This window comes from Streptomyces sp. NPDC001700 (genome assembly GCF_053596435.1).
In genome coordinates this window covers 1-15506 of sequence record NZ_JBSFGE010000002.1, presented here as the reverse complement: position 1 = coordinate 15506, position 15506 = coordinate 1, and the positions used below count along the sequence as shown (strand labels likewise).

At 71.1% G+C, this 15506-nt stretch carries 16 protein-coding genes and 1 pseudogene; 10 read left to right on the top strand and 7 right to left on the bottom strand.

The window, feature by feature from the left end; genetic code table 11:
• Window positions 1-65: 65 nt before the first annotated feature.
• The 5 genes from ACWC5C_RS03495 to ACWC5C_RS03475 all read left to right on the top strand — a co-directional run bounded on the left by ACWC5C_RS03495 (window position 66) and on the right by ACWC5C_RS03475 (window position 3857).
• Entirely contained in the window at window positions 66-251 is a 186-nt protein-coding gene (locus tag ACWC5C_RS03495) for a hypothetical protein (protein ID WP_450873299.1), read from the top strand.
• Window positions 252-258: 7 nt separating this feature from the next.
• Window positions 259-1497, top strand: coding sequence for a PucR family transcriptional regulator (locus ACWC5C_RS03490; protein ID WP_450873297.1), 1239 nt, complete (start codon window positions 259-261; stop codon window positions 1495-1497).
• Window positions 1498-1662: 165 nt separating this feature from the next.
• A complete protein-coding gene (locus ACWC5C_RS03485) occupies window positions 1663-2442 on the top strand; it encodes an IclR family transcriptional regulator (RefSeq protein ID WP_450873295.1) in 780 nt (259 codons plus the stop codon).
• Window positions 2439-3293, top strand: a complete 855-nt coding sequence (locus ACWC5C_RS03480; RefSeq protein WP_450873293.1) for an SMP-30/gluconolactonase/LRE family protein — start codon at window positions 2439-2441, stop codon at window positions 3291-3293. Before ACWC5C_RS03485 ends, ACWC5C_RS03480 begins: the two co-directional genes overlap by 4 nt.
• A gap of 90 nt (window positions 3294-3383) precedes the next feature.
• Window positions 3384-3857: a hypothetical protein gene (locus tag ACWC5C_RS03475; RefSeq protein ID WP_450873291.1), complete on the top strand. Its 474-nt coding sequence runs from the start codon at window positions 3384-3386 to the stop codon at window positions 3855-3857.
• 22 nt (window positions 3858-3879) lie between these two features.
• On the opposite strand, the gene ACWC5C_RS03470 is transcribed toward ACWC5C_RS03475, so the two are convergent.
• Window positions 3880-4461 (bottom strand): helix-turn-helix domain-containing protein, encoded by a 582-nt coding sequence (locus ACWC5C_RS03470; protein ID WP_450873289.1) that lies wholly within the window; start codon window positions 4459-4461, stop codon window positions 3880-3882.
• Between the two features lie 36 nt (window positions 4462-4497).
• Between ACWC5C_RS03470 and ACWC5C_RS03465 the strand changes: the two genes are divergently transcribed.
• Complete coding sequence (locus ACWC5C_RS03465; protein ID WP_450873287.1) at window positions 4498-5397, top strand: alpha/beta hydrolase family protein; 900 nt, start codon at window positions 4498-4500, stop codon at window positions 5395-5397.
• Between the two features lie 264 nt (window positions 5398-5661).
• Here the strand turns inward: ACWC5C_RS03465 and ACWC5C_RS03460 are convergent, their stop codons facing one another.
• Entirely contained in the window at window positions 5662-6522 is an 861-nt protein-coding gene (locus tag ACWC5C_RS03460; RefSeq protein ID WP_450873285.1) for a radical SAM protein, read from the bottom strand.
• Window positions 6519-6707 carry a hypothetical protein gene (locus ACWC5C_RS03455; protein ID WP_450873284.1) on the bottom strand — a complete coding sequence of 63 codons (189 nt, stop codon included), beginning with the start codon at window positions 6705-6707 and terminating at the stop codon, window positions 6519-6521. Before ACWC5C_RS03455 ends, ACWC5C_RS03460 begins: the two co-directional genes overlap by 4 nt.
• 504 nt (window positions 6708-7211) lie before the next feature.
• Here ACWC5C_RS03455 and ACWC5C_RS03450 point away from each other — a divergent pair.
• A complete protein-coding gene (locus ACWC5C_RS03450; protein WP_450873282.1) occupies window positions 7212-8396 on the top strand; it encodes a helix-turn-helix domain-containing protein in 1185 nt (394 codons plus the stop codon).
• A 97-nt stretch (window positions 8397-8493) separates the two neighbouring features.
• Here the strand turns inward: ACWC5C_RS03450 and ACWC5C_RS03445 are convergent, their stop codons facing one another.
• The gene (locus ACWC5C_RS03445; protein ID WP_450873280.1) at window positions 8494-8688 is read right to left on the bottom strand and encodes a hypothetical protein; all 195 of its coding nucleotides are present in this window, start codon (window positions 8686-8688) and stop codon (window positions 8494-8496) included.
• 221 nt (window positions 8689-8909) lie between these two features.
• Between ACWC5C_RS03445 and ACWC5C_RS03440 the strand changes: the two genes are divergently transcribed.
• Together ACWC5C_RS03440 and ACWC5C_RS03435 are read left to right on the top strand one after the other, a co-directional pair.
• Window positions 8910-9389, top strand: coding sequence for a hypothetical protein (locus tag ACWC5C_RS03440; protein ID WP_450873278.1), 480 nt, complete (start codon window positions 8910-8912; stop codon window positions 9387-9389).
• Window positions 9386-9745, top strand: coding sequence for a hypothetical protein (locus ACWC5C_RS03435; RefSeq protein WP_450873276.1), 360 nt, complete (start codon window positions 9386-9388; stop codon window positions 9743-9745). Before ACWC5C_RS03440 ends, ACWC5C_RS03435 begins: the two co-directional genes overlap by 4 nt.
• 118 nt (window positions 9746-9863) lie before the next feature.
• Here the strand turns inward: ACWC5C_RS03435 and ACWC5C_RS03430 are convergent, their stop codons facing one another.
• A complete protein-coding gene (locus tag ACWC5C_RS03430) occupies window positions 9864-10844 on the bottom strand; it encodes a phosphotransferase family protein (RefSeq protein WP_450873275.1) in 981 nt (326 codons plus the stop codon).
• 330 nt (window positions 10845-11174) lie between these two features.
• On the opposite strand from ACWC5C_RS03430, the gene ACWC5C_RS03425 reads away from it, so the two are divergent.
• Window positions 11175-14315, top strand: a complete 3141-nt coding sequence (locus ACWC5C_RS03425) for an AfsR/SARP family transcriptional regulator (protein ID WP_450873273.1) — start codon at window positions 11175-11177, stop codon at window positions 14313-14315.
• Here ACWC5C_RS03425 and ACWC5C_RS03420 read toward each other — a convergent pair.
• Window positions 14296-15087 (bottom strand): ABC transporter permease, encoded by a 792-nt coding sequence (locus ACWC5C_RS03420; protein ID WP_450873271.1) that lies wholly within the window; start codon window positions 15085-15087, stop codon window positions 14296-14298. The two genes, ACWC5C_RS03425 and ACWC5C_RS03420, sit on opposite strands and share 20 nt — an antisense overlap.
• A pseudogene (locus ACWC5C_RS03415) lies at window positions 15084-15506 on the bottom strand (ABC transporter); the annotation flags it as partial. The pseudogene ACWC5C_RS03415 and the gene ACWC5C_RS03420, both read right to left, overlap by 4 nt.

Genomic DNA, 15506 nt, shown 5'->3' with positions numbered 1-15506 from the left:
TCCCATGCTGGTGAGTTGCCGGGCCGGGCCGGTGCGCACGCCATACGGAAGGGGCTCGCCGCGCCATGCCCAGACTCCTCGCCGCCGCTGTGACCTGCGTCCTGTCCGCCGCCCTCGCGGTCGGCGCGGCGCTCGGCATCGTCGCCCTCCTGGGCGTCACACCCGACCAGCCGAACGTCCCCCTCGTCACCTTCCCGACCTCGTCCGATCCCGGCGCCACCGCGACCGCGACTCCGGCGGGCGACCGGTAATCCGGTCATGGCGTCGCCCTTACGTTCCGCCTGGCGCGAGGTGCCCCGCTCACGGGTGCGCCACTTCGCCCGGCTCGCCCTGGACGAGGTGCCGGTCCTCGCCGAGGACATCTTCCGCGAGATCCGCCGCGAATACCCGAACCTGGTCATCGTCCCGGACGAGAACGGCGAACCGGTGGCGCTGGTGGGCATCCGGCGCGCCCTCGAACACTTCGTCCAGTACGTGTCGGACGGCTCCGGCGGCCCCGGCGAACACCCCGAGGTGTTCCAGGAGTTCGGCCGTGGCCAGGTGCAGCACGGCCGCAGCCTCGACTCGCTCCAGGCCATGTACCGGCTCGGCGTACGGCTCGCGTGGCGCCGCCTCGCCGAGATCGGCCAGCAGGTCGAGATCCCGGCGCCCGCCATGTACGAACTCGCCGAGTCCGGCTTCGAGTACCTGGACGGGCTGGTCGCCGAGTCCATGCGCGGCTACGCCGAGGCCGCCGCCCGCCAGGCGGGGGAGCGGCTGCGGCTCCAGCGGCGGCTGCTCGACCTCCTCCTCACCGAACGCCCCCGCAAGAGCCCCGCCGACGCCGACGCCCTCGCCGACGTCCTCGCCGAGCGGGCGGCCCGCATCGGCTGGCCGCTGCCCGAGCGGGTCGCCGTCGCCGTACTGCTGCGCCCCGCGCGCGAGGCGCTGGCCCCCGCCGTCGGCCGGGACGTCCTCCTCGACATGGAGTGCGAACAGCCGCGCATGGTGCTCCCCGACCCCGAGGAGGCGGGCCGCCCCGAGCTGCTGCGCCGCGCCACCGCCGGGTGGTCGGGCGCGGTCGGCCCGCCCGTACCGCTCGCCGAGGCCGCCAAGTCGCTGCGCTGGGCGGCGGCCGCGGTCCGGCTGATGGAGCGCGGGCTGCTGCCCGCCGGGGAGTTGCTGCACTGCACCGAGCACACCGAGGCGCTGGTGCTGCTGCCCCCGGAGGAGCTGATCGACGCCCTGGCCCGCCGCCGTCTCGCCCCGCTCGCCGGATGCGGCCCCGCCCAGGGGCGCCGCCTCGCCGAGACGCTGCTGGCGTGGCTGGAGACGCGGGGCGGCGCGCCGGAGATCGCGGACCGGCTGGGGGTGCATCCGCAGACCGTGCGCTACCGGCTCCGCCAGATCAGGGAGCTGTGGGGCGACGAGGTGGAGGATCCGGACCGCCGCTTCGAGCTGGAGCTGGTGCTGCGGGCGCAGCGGCTGCGCGGCGACCTGCTGCCGCCACTGCCGTAGCTTTTTGTTCAGCAGTCTTGTCAGCGGTCTTGTCAGCGACTGCCAAGGTCTTTGCGCAACCGTTGCCGTGAGAAGTGGCCTATGCGTAACCTATGTTCGCGATACCGGTCAATAGCCGGGATCTCGAACACTTGTTATCTGGACCAGAAGGGGTGGGCGAACCACATGGGACGCCTCGTGCCCGCGGTGACCCGGGCTCTGGACATTCTCGAGCTGTTCCTCGACGGCGACGGCACACTCTCCGCCCCCGAGATCACCCGCCGCCTCGGGCTGCCCCGGACCACCGTCCATGAGCTGGTGACCACTCTGGCCGCCCGCTCCTATCTGGTCCAGGTGCCGGAGCAGCCCGGCCGCTACCGGCTCGGTGTGCGCCCGTACCAGCTCGGCAGCCGGTACGCGGAACAGCTCGACCTGGCCGCCGAGGGCAGGCAGGTCGCCCAGAGCGTCGCCGAGACCTGCGACGAGACCGTCCATGTGGCCATTCTGGAGGGCACGGACGTCATCTACATCGCCAAGGTCGACTCCACCCACGCCGTGCGCATGGTGTCCGCCGCGGGCCGCAAGCTGCCCGCCCACTGCACGTCGGTCGGCAAGATGCTGCTCGCCTCCCTCCCGGAGGACGATCTGCTGGCCCGGTTCCCCGAGGACCGGCCGCTGGCCGCCATGACGGACAACAGCATCACCTCCCCGGCCGAGCTGCACCGCCACCTGGCCGCCGTGCGGGAGCGCGGCGTCGCGGTCGAGCGGCAGGAGTCCAACCCCGATGTGAGCTGCGTGGCCGCGCCGGTGCGGGATTCGGCGGGCAAGGTGGTGGCGGCGCTGTCCATCTCGGTGCCGACGATCCGCTGGAGCGAGGAGCGCCAGACGGAGCTGGAGGAGCTGGCGGCCAAGGGCGCGGGCGAGCTGTCCGTCCGCCTGGGACACCGGAGGGGACGCGGCATATGAGCGGGCGGGTATGGGACGTGGCGGTCCGGGCGACCGCCGAACTGGGCGAGGGCCCCACCTGGGACGCGGTGGCCGCGCGGCTGATCTGGGTGGACATCCTCTCCGCCCGCGTCCACACCTACGACCCGGCCACCGGGCGGCACACCACCCTGGCCACCGAGCAGCACGTCGGCGCGGCGAAGCCGCGCGCGGGCGGCGGGCTGGTGGTCAATCTGCGCGACGGCGTGGGCCTGTACGACGCTGTTGGGGGCTTCCACTGGCTGGTCCGGGACCCCGTCCCCGGCCGCCGGGGCAACGACGCGGCCGTCGCCCCGGACGGCTCCCTGTGGGCGGGCACCATGCGCTACGACGAGCGGGCGGGCGGCGGCACCCTCTCCCGTATCGGCTCGGACGGCGCCGTGGCGGAGATCCTGCCGGACGTGGCGGTCAGCAACGGCACCGGCTGGAGCCCGGACGGCCGCCTCATGTACTACGTCGACTCCCCGACCCGCCGTATCGACGTCTTCGACGTCACGGGCGAGGCCGTCACCGGCCGCCGCCCCCTCGCCCACATCGAGGACGGCGCGGGCTTCCCGGACGGGCTGTGCGTCGACGCCGACGGCTGCGTCTGGGTCGCCCTCTGGGACGGCGCCGCGATCCGCCGCTACACCCCGGACGGCACACTCGATCGGGTGATCCCGCTGCCCTTCCCCCGCCCCACCGCATGCGCCTTCGGCGGCGCCGGTCTCAGCGACCTGTACGTCTCCTCGGCCCGCGTAGGCCTGGGCGCCGCCGCCCCGCCGCTGGCAGGCTCGGTGCTGGTCATCCCGGACGCGGGCCGGGGCCTGGCGCAGCCGTCGTTCGCGGGCTGAACCACCGGCGGACCCACCGGCCCTCCGCACAAGATCCTCACACCGGGTAGGCCCCACGCACTCCGCAGGTCACATAGCCTGCCCGGCGAAATGAACGACGCGCACACCTCCCGCCGAAAGCCGAAGCCCCGCCGCCGAGGCCGCCGCGCCCGCCGGGGGCGCGGCCGCCGGGTGCTGATCATGGCCGCGGTACTGGGCCCCGTACTGGCCGCGGTGTTCGTGGCGGAGCTGGCCACCGAGGGCTACTGGCGCACACCCGCCCCGAAGCCGTCCCCGGAGTCCCCGGAGCGTCCGGTGTCGGACCGTACGGAGCCTGCCGCGTCGCGTGCCGCGAGTACGGCTGCCCCCACCGAGGAGGCCAGCAGCGAGCCCGAGGCCTCGCCCACCCCCGACGACGCGGCCCCGTCCGACGGCAACGCCCCGCCGTCCCCGGACGCACCCCGCGCCCCCTCGCCCGGGGACGACCCGGACCCCGACTCCACACACCCGGCCCCGCCCTCCTCATCGGCCCCGACCCCCGGCCCGTCGCCGACCTGCACCCGTTTCCTGTGGTGGTGCGCCTGAGCGGGAGGAACTGTCCAGGCGGTCACATTCCCGTCTCGTGATCGGCTTCGGTTGTCCGCCGCGTGGCTTCCGGCTGCGGTACTTCCACCGGGAAGTGGATCGGACTGAGCAGGTACTGCGCCCGCTCGTGGGTCGGCCGGTTCGCCAGCCTCGGTGCGATGACCGCGCGCAACTCACCGATCAGTTCGTCCCGTTCCGCTGGGCTGAGCCAGACGGCATGCTGTCGATAGCCCACTCGGTCGGCCACCGGGTCGGCCTGTTCGCGGTCGAGGTAGGTGTTGAACTCGGCCAGCAAGGCGGCCATCGCGGTGGCGAACACCTGCCGATGGTCCTCGTGGGTAAGCGAGCGGGCCACCTCGGAACCGATCACGGACCGGTCCTGGCACAGCCGGTAGTGCCGCTGTACCGCGCCCCGCACCCGGTGTTCCTCGGCCACCTCCAGGATTCCGCCGCCCACGAGCAGATCGATGTGCCGGTAGACGGTGGCCTTGTGGGCGTCGGGGATGCGTGCGCAGAGCTGAGCGGTGGTCTGCAGCCTCCCGCCGCCCATCGCGTGCACGATCCGCAGCCGGATGGGGTGGGCCAGCAGTTCCAGGGAGTCCATGTTCGAACTTTCTCATAGCTGCTACCGTTCGCAACTATGCGAATGGATGCGGGAGGGGCCCTGGAGACGGCGCGGAGCTTGGTCGTGCTGCTGCGGGAGGACCGTTTCACCGAGGCCGTGGAGCTGTTCGCGCCGCCACTGCGCGCCGTCGTTTCCGCCGAAGCGCTGCGGCTCGCCTGGCTGACCGAGGCCACGGGGCGGGGTGGGGTCAGGGAGATCGAACCGTCGGCCGTTGTGGCCGGTGACGGCGACCCTGTGCACGTACGCACTCCGGTGACCTGCGTGAACGGCAGCTTCATGATGGTCACGTCAGTGGGCGGCGATGGCCTGCTGCACGGCCTGCGGATGGCCCCGGACAGCGACGTCGAGTGGCAGCCGCCGCACTACGCGGATTCGGCCCGCTTCACCGAGCGGGACGTCTCGCTCGGCACCGGGCCACTCACCGTGTCCGGCACGCTGAGCCTGCCCGTGGGCCCCGGACCATGGCCCGCCGCGGTGTTGCTCAGCGGCGGCGGTGCGTTCGACCGGGACGGGAGCAGCGGCCCGAACAAACCGCTCAAGGATCTTGCCTGGGGGCTTGCGGCCCGAGAGGTGGCGGTGCTGCGCTTCGACAAGGTGACCTTCGCGCACCCGGACCGTCTGCCATCCGCCTTCACCATGGCCGACGAGTACCTGCCCCATGCGCTCGCAGCCGTCCGACTGCTCCAGCAGCAGCCCGAGGTGGCCCCGGACCGGGTATACCTGCTCGGCCACAGCATGGGCGGCAAGGTGGCGCCCCGGATCGCCGCCGCCGACCCGTCCACGTCCATCGCAGGCCTGGTGCTGCTTGCCGCCGATACGCAGCCCATGCACGAGGCGGCCGTCCGGGTGGCCCGCCACCTCGCGGCGCTCGCCCCCGGCGCGAGCGCGGACGAGGCGGTGGCGTCACTTCCGTGAGGTCGCCCGGGTCCGCGTGGTCGGCGTGTAAGGCGCCCACGCGGGTGATCACGGACGTATCGCTGTACGCCGTACGCATCCATGCCCCGGGGTCGGCGGCGCCGTCGCGGAGGACCCACTTCCCTTCGCCGTCGCGCTCCCACCAGCGAGGTACCAGCTCGTGCCGGGGGATGTCCGCGATGGGCGCTCGCCATCGTGACACCGAGTCGGTCACCTGGTCGGCGAGCTGGGCGGCGTGTTGTTCCCAGTCCATATCTCGTCTCCCTAGTCGTCTGTGGGCTCGCACGCGTTGTTGGACGGGTCGCACGCGTCGGAGTCGTCAGGCCCGCACGCGCCCAGACGGGGCCTGGGGATGCTGTCCACGGCAGCCTTCCACTCGGGACTGCTGAAGATGTCCGCGAGCCGCTTTTCCCGGACGTTGGCGCACGGCATGAACCGGGAGAGCACGCACAGGGAGAGACTGCCATCCGGCAGCACCGCCGCCCGGCCGTCCCCGCACCGGCCGCACAGCTCGCTGACGCTGGGGATGGCGGTCGCGGCCCGTCCGACAGTGCGTACGCGGTCGGTGCCGATCCGGGTAACGCCGAAGGAGACCAGTTCGGCCCGCGCCTCCGCCACGCGCTGGCCTTCGTTGATGTGCACGATGCCAGCCCGTAGGGGGATGCCGCGTTGTACGGCCTCGGCGATGTTGGCGCGGGTGCGGTGGTAGCTGCCCCTCCGCTGGGTGATCTCGTCGTGTTCCTCGGGGCGATCGCTGTAGTAGCTGGTGCCCAGGGATACGCCTTCGCGGGTGAACACCTCCCACCACTGTGGCCGGACGTGGAAGAGGTTGCTGTAGACCTCGACCTTGCGTCCCAGGATCAGGGCGAGGTCCACGAGTTCGGTCCAGTGTGGGTACAGCGTCGGCTCGCCGCCGATCAGTTGGACCGTCGTGATGTCCAGGGCGGCGGCGTCGTGGATGACCGTCCGCCAGTCCTGGAGGGTCATGGTGCCGTGGGTGCCTTGCGGGCTGGACGATGCCAGGCAGTGAGTGCAGGTGAGTTGGCACCCACCGGTGATCTCCAGTTCCAGAAGATTGATGAGCCCTACGGGTGTCTGGATCGGACGGTCATCGATGGCGGTCATGCTGATGTCACTCCCTTGTTGAGGTTGCGAAGGTCGGCCAGGTGCGCCTGAATGCCTTTGCCGAGCATGTCGGCCACGGCATCCAGTTCGTCCAGCGAGGGCAATGCGCGCTCCGTCTGGTCGGCCGACTGGACTGCCTGCTCCGTGGTCTCCGGCGTTTCGTCGGGCGCGGTATCGGCCGTCATCGCAGCCTCCGTTGGCCCTGGCGCTGCTGCGTCTCCGGGCACGGCACGCCCGTGCGGGCAAAGGCCGGGACATACGGCGGTGCCGGATCGGTGTCCCAGAAGATCGGGGCCCGAAGGTGGGCGTGAATGCGAGGAAGTTCGAGAGTCGCGTGATCCGGGGCCGGTTGGCTCGGCTCAGGCATGACGGGCCGTGCAGGCAGGGGCCCCATGCGTGGGGCGCCGGTAGCGAGGTAGGCAGCGCTGTGCCGTCCTGGCTGTCGGCCAACCAGGCGCGGTAACGCCCGCAGTAGCCGTTCCGCCAGTCGAGCGATCCTCTTTCTCACGTTGCGCTCCCCTCCAGTATTGCCAGGGCCTCGACAGGTTGCAGAGCGCCCGGATGCCCTTCGCTCTCAGTAGTCAGTCAACAACGGATCGCTGAGTCGAAAGTGCACAAGCACCGGGGTGCGGGTAGTCGGCCCTGAGAGACTGGCGACCAAAGCACTCTCGGCGGGAAGAGCGCAGTTCATGGAGACAGACATCGTTAGCCCGGGCGCGAATGTCGCGCGCCTTCGCAAGGACCGAGGTTGGGGCCAGGACTATCTGGCACGGCGAGCTGGTATGTCCAAGTCGCAGCTCGGCAAGATCGAGCGCGGCGAATGTGCCCTCAGCCAGGTGATGGGGGCCGCACTCGCCACCGTGTTCGGCATCACGCTGGACGAACTCCTCAAACCCGCTCCCGTCCCGGCCGGGGACGAGGACAGCCTTAACTCGCTTCGCGCCACCATTCGACGTTTTGACCTTCCTCAAGGCCCGCCGGACGAGCAAGCGGCTCTCGAACATGAGGTGGCCGAGCTACTTCAACTGCGAGACGCCGCAGACCTCAAGCGCGTGACACACAAGCTCCCCGATGTCCTGTCACGAGCGCAGGAATCGGCTCACGCGACCGGCCAACCGCAGGACTGGGGCAGGGTTGCCGACGTCTACAGCACGGTTTATTGGCTGGCCGCCCGGCACCGCTGGATGACTTTGGCGGAACTGGCTGTAGCGAGGCAGAAGCAAGCCTCGGAACGAGCTGACGCTCTATCCCTCGCCATTGCCGCACGAGATGAGGCCGGTACATTCCTCAATGGCGGAGACTTCGCCGGAGGGCTGGCCGTCATCGACCGTGCGGTGGTCATGGCTGAGACGACCCTGAGAGGCCGGGACCGTCATATCGGCCTGGGAATCCTCCATCTCCGGGGAATGACTCTCGCTGGTCGCCTCAGGGACGTGGCGACGGCTCAGCGTCACATCGAGGCAGCCTGGCATGCTGCCGAACTCGTTGGAACAGACCTGAACGTGCGGGGGATGCTTTTTGGCCCTGACAACACGGCCACGCACGTGATCGCGACCGAGACCGACACCGAGCAGTACCGGGAGGCGGTGGCAACGGCCGCCGACCTGTTCCGGGAGGGCACTGCGCTGCCGCCGACCCGAATCGGCCCGACGCACATGAACGTATCGAGAGCGAAGCTGGCCCTCAAAGATCGGGATGGAGCACTCGACTCGTTGGCCGATGCCTGGGATGTCGTCCCCTCAGATGGCCAAGGTTCATCCCACGAGCCAGGAACTCAGCCGCGTCCTTACGCATCTGCACAAGCGCAGCAACCCGAAGCTCAACAGGATCGCCAAGAAGGCGGGGATCAGGCTATGACCGGCCGACCGCCATGATGCCCATCCCGTCGCCGACCTGCACCCGCTTCCTGTGGTGGTGCGCCTGACCGGAGCGCCACCGGGGCTCAACCACGGCTGGGAGCTGTCCGGCCGATCATGTGTCTGTCTCCTGCTCGGCTGCTCCCACCTGAGGGGCTTCCATCGGGAAGTGGATAGGAGTGAGCAGGTATTGCGCTCGCTCGGGACTCGGCTGGTTGGCAAGTTTCGGCGCGATGGCCGCGCGCAACTCGGCGATCAGTTCCTCCAGTGCCGCCGGACTGAGCCGGAGCGCATACTGCCGGTAACCCACCTGGTCGGCTCCGTCGCGGTCGAGGCAGGCGCTGCGGCGTTCGCGAGATCATCGACGGGTGATCGACGGGATCCTGAGGCGCAGATCGTTACCCGACAACGAGGAGAACGGAACCGGTTACCGGTGATCGGCCGCTCGCGAGTGGGCGTGACCAGCGCATTGCTCTGCGTCCCTCTTTTGGGTGATGACACTCGGGCGGGTTTCGAAGTAGTTTCAAAGTCATGAGCGCCGAGAGTGCAGCCGTGAACTTCTCCGAGCTGGTGAACAAGAACAAGCAGACGCTTGCCCGGCTCCAGGAATCGCCGAGACTCCTCCTGCACCGCAGAGACGGCGAGGATCTGGTCCTCACCACCGCGGCCCGGGCCGAGCAGGACCAGACTGTGGTGTCAGCCGCCACCCGGATGCTGACCGCGATGGCCCGCCGGGAGCCCGGCAGCATGGAACTACTGCTCGACATACTGCCGGACGCCTTCCCTTGGGTCCGTTTCCTGCCCGAGCCCGATCTCCACGCCTTCGCCGTCGAACTGGTCGACACCATGCGGGCCGCCGACTCGCTCGGCAACAGCGCATCCGTCGCCCAGCTGCTCATCGCCTGGCAGCACACCGCCGAGGTCTACTCCGACCCCGAACTGCTGGCCGCGCTGACACGGGACCACGGCGAAGACTACGGCCCGGTACCGGACCCGCGGAACGTCGCGTGACCGCAGGCCGCGGCGACCGCGCCGCGCCCCCGGCACCGGATGGCCACTGGGAAGTCCGCTTCGCTGACGCCGCCTCGGCCAAAGGCTGGGAGAGCCTCGCCCAGCAGGCCCGTGAGAACACCTACCGCGCCTGGATCACCATGCGCACCACCCCCAGACCGGCCACCGAGACATCCCGGCACCACCGCCTCAAGGGCGGTCTGGCACATGGAACCCACCGTGGGCACATCTGCGAGCAGTGGCAGATCGAGGTGACCGGCGGCGGCCGCATCTGGTACCTCCTCGACCCTGCCCGGGAGACTTGCTGGATCACCTTCGCGGGCACGGGGCACCCGCGAGCCACAGACCGGCGCTGACAACCAGGTGGACAGCGGAACAGGACGGCGAGAATCGACCGCCCTTTTCCGCCGGCCTTGGGCGTCAGGGCCGGCCGCGATGTCCTCAGCAACGATGTCGAGGAGACCGTCAGTGTGCTTACTCGCCAAGCAGAGCCACGGTCTCCCGCAGCCGCTCGCACGCCCAGTCGTACCGCTCGGTGCCGGTGAATGCCCGGAAGTTCGTCTCGATGATCTGGATCAGAGCGAGGTGGAGGTTGTACAGCCGCCGACGGGTCCGCTCGGCGGTGGTGAACGGCCGGTGGCCGTAGCCGCGGATGAAAGCCGTGGCGTCCCCGTAAGCGCTCGCCTCACTCCCGGTGAAGCCGAACTCCATCAGCGGATCGCCGTAGAACGCCCGCTCATGGTCGAGTATTGCCACGATCCGGCCGTCGCGCACCATGCAGTTGCCGGGCCACAGGTCCCACTCGACGAACCGGGGCTCGGTCACCTCGTCCAGCGAGCCGGCGTGGGCGGTCACGACTTCGCGGATCACGTCGTAGCCGTGGCGCAGGTCGACGCCGCGTCGCTCGCCGTCGCCCAGCAGCTCCTCGACCATCCGCAGGAAGGCCGCGCGCCACGTGCTTTCGCCCGGCCCGGCCAGCGGGCCGAAGGCGGTGCCGGGGATGGTGTTGAGCTCGCGGGTGATCGCGCCGAGCGCCTCGTCGTACGCGTTGATCTCCGCTCCGGCCATGGTGTCCCTGATGACGTTGAGGTTGTCCGCATCTACATACGTCATGAAGAAGTAGTCGGCGTCGCACACCTCATGGCTCTGATCGGCGAAGTCAACCGCCGGCACTGGAACCTTCGTGTGCTTCCGGATCAGCCCCAGCGCCGCCAGTTCGGTGGCCATGGCGCCGCGCTCGTAGGTCATGACCTCGATATCCGGCGGCGGCGCGATCTTGAGGACGACTTGCGCGCCGGATCGCAGCCGGATCCGATAGGCCACGTTGAACCAGCCGTCGCTCAGTTCGCTGACCCAGTTCTCGCCCGCGTCGCACAGCTCTTCCGAGCCGTAGGCGCGGGCGACCATCGCGCGAAGCGTCTCAACGGACTGCCGGTTCTTGGTGATGCTCTCCATCAACCCTCCGCCCCAAGGATGATCGGACGGTAGCACCACTCAAGGATCGGGACGGAGCGCTCGACTCATTGGTCGATGCTTGGGAAGTGGCCCCCCAGATGGCCAAGGTTCATCCCACGAGCCAGGAACTCAGCCGCGTCCTTACGCATCTGCACAAGCGCAGCAACCCGAAGCTCAACAGGATCGCCAAGAAGGCGGGGATCAGGCTATGACCGGCCGACCGCCATGATGCCCATCCCGTCGCCGACGTGCGCCCGTTTCCGATGGCGGTGCGCCTGACCGGGGTGCCGCCGGGCCGCGTGGCTGAGGTGTGCGCCTTAGTCTGCACGGGTGACCACCGATCTGACTCTGCTGCCGCGTGTCGCCTATCGCGGGCAGGAGGTCACCGCGCCCCGGGTTCGCGCCCTCCTCGCGTTGCTCGCGGGCGATGTGCGGACGGGCTGTGGCATCGAACGGCTGGTGGCAGGGCTGTGGCCGGACGCATTGCCGGAGCGGCCGGGCAAGGCGGTGCAGGTGCTCGTGTCCAGGGCGCGGGCGCGGCTGGGGGCCGACGTCATCGTCGGTACGCCGACCGGGTATCGGCTCGCCCTCGCCGAGGCGCAGGTCGACAGCTCCGCGCTGCTGCTGCACGCCGCCGCGAGCGCGGAGCGGGCCAGGGCCGGGGATCACGCGGGGGCGCTGGCGGCGGCCGAGGCCGGGCTTGGGTTGTGGGAGGGGAGCCCTGACGCGGGCGGGGAGGCGGAGGATCCCGTGGCCGCGTTGCGCGCCGAGCGCGCGCCCGTCCGGGGCGCGCTCGTACGGGCGCGGGCGCTGGCGCTCGCCCGGCTGGGGCGGTACGCGGAGGCGGCCGGGCCGCTGGCCGAGGCCGCCGCGGAGCGTCCGCGCGACGAGGAGGTGCTGGCCGAGCTGCTGCGCTGTGAGGCGGCGACGGCGGGCCCGTCCGCCGCGCTGACGCGGTACGAGGCGTACCGCCGTGAGCTGCGCGAGACGCTGGGCACCGATCCGGGCGCCAGGCTCCGGGACGTACAGCGGGAGCTGCTGCGCGGCGGCGAGGCGCCGGTGGTCCGGCACGGTGTGCCGCACGAGCCGAACCCGCTGCTGGGGCGGGACGGGGACATCGCGGCCGTGGAGCGGTTGCTGCGCACCTCCCGTGCCGTCACCGTCGTTGGGCCAGGTGGCCTCGGCAAGACCCGGCTGGCGCACGCCGTCAGCCGGGGGGCAGAGCAGCGGGTGGTGTACTGCGTGCCGCTCGCGGGTGTCACCGTGGACGAGGACGTGGCCGCCGAGGTGGCCTCCGCGCTCGGGGCGGGGGAGCGGCGGCACGGCGCGCTGAGCGGCCATGCCGCGGCCGATCCGGCCGACCCGGTGTCCGGCATCCTCGGTGTGCTCGGCTCCGGGCCCGCGCTGCTGGTGCTGGACAACTGCGAGCAGGTCATCCGGGGCGCCGCCGACCTCGTACGGGCCCTCGTCTCCGCCTCGAAGGACCTGCGGGTGCTCGCCACCAGCCGGGCCCCGCTGGGCCTCACGTCGGAGGCGGTGTACGCGCTGCCGGAGCTGGGGCCCGACACCTCGGCCGAGCTGTTCACGCAGCGGGCCCGGGCCGCGCGCCCCGGCGTGGCGCTGCCGCCGGACACGGTGGCCGAGCTGTGCCGCCACCTCGACGGGCTGCCGCTGGCCGTGGAGCTGGCCGCCGCGCGGGTGCGGGTGCTGTCGGTGCCGGAGATCGCCCGCCGCCTCGGCGACCGGTTCGCGCTGCTGCGCGGCGGCGCGCGGGACACCCCGGAGCGCCACCGCACGCTGCACGCGGTCGTGGAGTGGAGCTGGAACCTGCTCGCGGAGGACGCCAGGGCGGCGCTGCGCACGCTGTCCGTCTTTCCTGGTGGCTTCTCCGGCGAGGCGGGCGAAGAGGTGCTGGGGGAGGACGCGCTGTCCCTGCTGGAGCAGTTGGCCGGTCAGTCGCTGCTGACCGTCGCCGACACTCCGGTCGGGGTTCGGTTCCGGATGCTGGAGACCGTACGGGAGTTCAGCGCGGCCCGGCGCGCGGAGGCGGGCGAGGAAGAGGCGGCCATCGGCCGGTTCGTCGCCTGGGCGCGGGACTTCGGGGTCGCGCACCACGACTGGCTCTTCGGCCCGGAACCCCTGGCGGCCGGGGAGCGGATCAGACCCGAGCAGGACAACCTCGTACTGGCCCTGCGGTACGCCCTGGCCCGTACGGACGGCCCCACCACCGCCGCCCTCACCGCCGTCCTCGCCGCCCTGTGGTCCACCGACTCCGACTACCCCCGCCTCGCCACCCTCGCCGCGGACACCGGCCCGCCGCTGTCGCACTACCACCCCGAGCCCGGGTACGTCGAAGTCGCCCGCACCGCGGCGGTGTTGTGCACGGCGGGTCTGTTCATGAACTTCGGCCCGCACGTCGTACGCCACCTCGTCACCCTCCGGCGGCTGCCCCCGGCCCCGCCGGACACGCTGCTGCGCGCCACGGCGGTGGTGCTGAGCGCGGTCCCGGAGATGCTGCCTCCCCGCTACGACGTGCTGCGGAAGCTCTGCGACAGCGACCGGCCGCTGGTCGTCGGCATCGCCGAGTGCGTCGCCACGTACGTCTGGGAGTACGAGCACGACATCGACGGCGCGCTGGCCTCGGCGCGGCGGATGATCGCCGCGCTGGCGGCGAGCGACAACCCGTCCCTGGGGGTCATGGCCCACTCCCGGCTGAGCGAGCTGTGCTTGAAGGTGGGGGAGGGCGAGGCCGCGTACGGGTACCTCAGGACCGCGCTGGAGACGCTGCGGCGGCTCGGCGGCGAGCACGACTACATCGGCATCCGCTGGGGTCTCGCGCTCGCCTGTCTGCAGCGCGGCGATCCCGACGAGGCCGAGTACTGGCTGTCGCAGGCGGAGGGGGACAGCGCGCGGCAGCAGGACGCCTTCTACAGCCCCGACCTCGGCGTGCGCGCCGAGATCGCGCTCGCGCGTGGGCTGACGGAGGCCGGGCTCGGCCTGTGGCGCGGCGCCGTGGAGCGGATGTTCGAGGCGGGTTCGCCGTACGGCGGCGACCCCTGGGTCGACCAGTGGGCGCTGCAGATCCACTCGGCGGCGGTGACGGCGCACGCCCACGCCGGTCGCCCGGAGCTGGTCGCGGAGCAGACCGAACGGCTGCGGACGCTGCTGTCCGGTCCGTCCTGCCCACCCATGGAGCTGCCTGTCCTCGGGACGGTGCTGCACGCGCTCGGCATGGCGGGGATCGCGTCCGGGGACGCCCGTGGCGTACGGATGATCGCGCTGGCCGAACGGCTGCGGGTGCTACGCGAGTTCCAGCCGACGATGTCGGCGGCCCGCGCCCGGCGGGCGGTCGAGGAGGCCGACGGGAACGCTGCCGGGGCGGCGTACGCCGACGCGGTGTCGGAGTACGCCGCCCTCGGGCGGGACGCGTTGCGGGAGGCCGCCCGCGCGCTCATTTCGGGTCGCGCCTGAACAGCGACTTCGACCAGAAGTAGCCGAGCACGGTCAGACCCAGGGACCAGCCGATCGTGATCCACCCGTTGTGGCCGATCTCGCTGCCGAGCAGCAGTCCGCGCAGGGTCTCGATGGCGGGGGTGAACGGCTGGTACTCGGCGACCGGCTGGAACCAGTCCGGCATCGCGTCTACGGGCACGAAGGCGCTGGAGATGAACGGGAGCATGATCAGCGGCATCGCGTTGTTGCTGGCGGCCTCGGCGTTCGGGCTGGCCATGCCCATTCCGACGGCCATCCAGGTGAGCCCCGTGGCGAAGAGGACGAGCAGCCCAAACGCCGCCAGCCACTCCAGGGCGGTGGCGTCCGTGGACCGGAAGCCGATGGCCACGGCGACGGCGCCGACGAGCACCACGCTGATGACCGCCTGCAGCACGCTGCCGACGACGTGTCCGATGAGCACGGAGCCGCGGTGGATCGCCATCGTGCGGAAGCGGGCGATGATGCCCTCCGTCATATCCATGGAGACGGATACCGCGGTCCCCGCCGGGGTGGCGCCGATGGTCATCACCAGGATGCCCGGGACGAGGTAGGCGATGTACTGGGAGCGATCGGCACCGCCGCCCCCGATACCCGCGCTCATCACGTCGCCGAAGACGTAGACGAAGAGGAGCAGCAGGACGATCGGCGTCAGGAGGATGTTCAGCGTGAGGGAGGGGTAGCGCCGGGCGTGGAGGAGGTTGCGGCGCAGCATGGTGGCGGAGTCGCGGACGGCGAGGGGGAGAGTGCTCATCGGACGGTCTCCTTGGGCTGGTTGGGCTGGTGGGGGATGGTGTTGTCGCCGGTGAGGGCGAAGAAGACGTCGTCGAGGTCGGGGGTGTGCACGGTCAGCTCGTCGGCCTCGATTCCGGCGGAGTCCAGCCAGTCGAGGAGGGAGCGCAGTTCGCGCTGGCTGCCGTCGCTCGGGATCTGCAGGGCGAGGGCTTCGTCGTCCCGGGTGGCCTCGCGCAGAGCTGCGGCGGCGCTCTGGTAGGTGGCCGGGTCGGTGAAGCGGAGGCGGATGTGTCCGCCGGGGATGAGCCGTTTCAGTTCGTCGGCGGTGCCGTGGGCGGCGATCTTGCCGTCGTTGAGTACGGCGATGCGGTCGGCGAGTTGGTCGGCTTCTTCGAGGTATTGGGTGGTGAGGAAGACGGTGACGCCGCCGGTGACGAG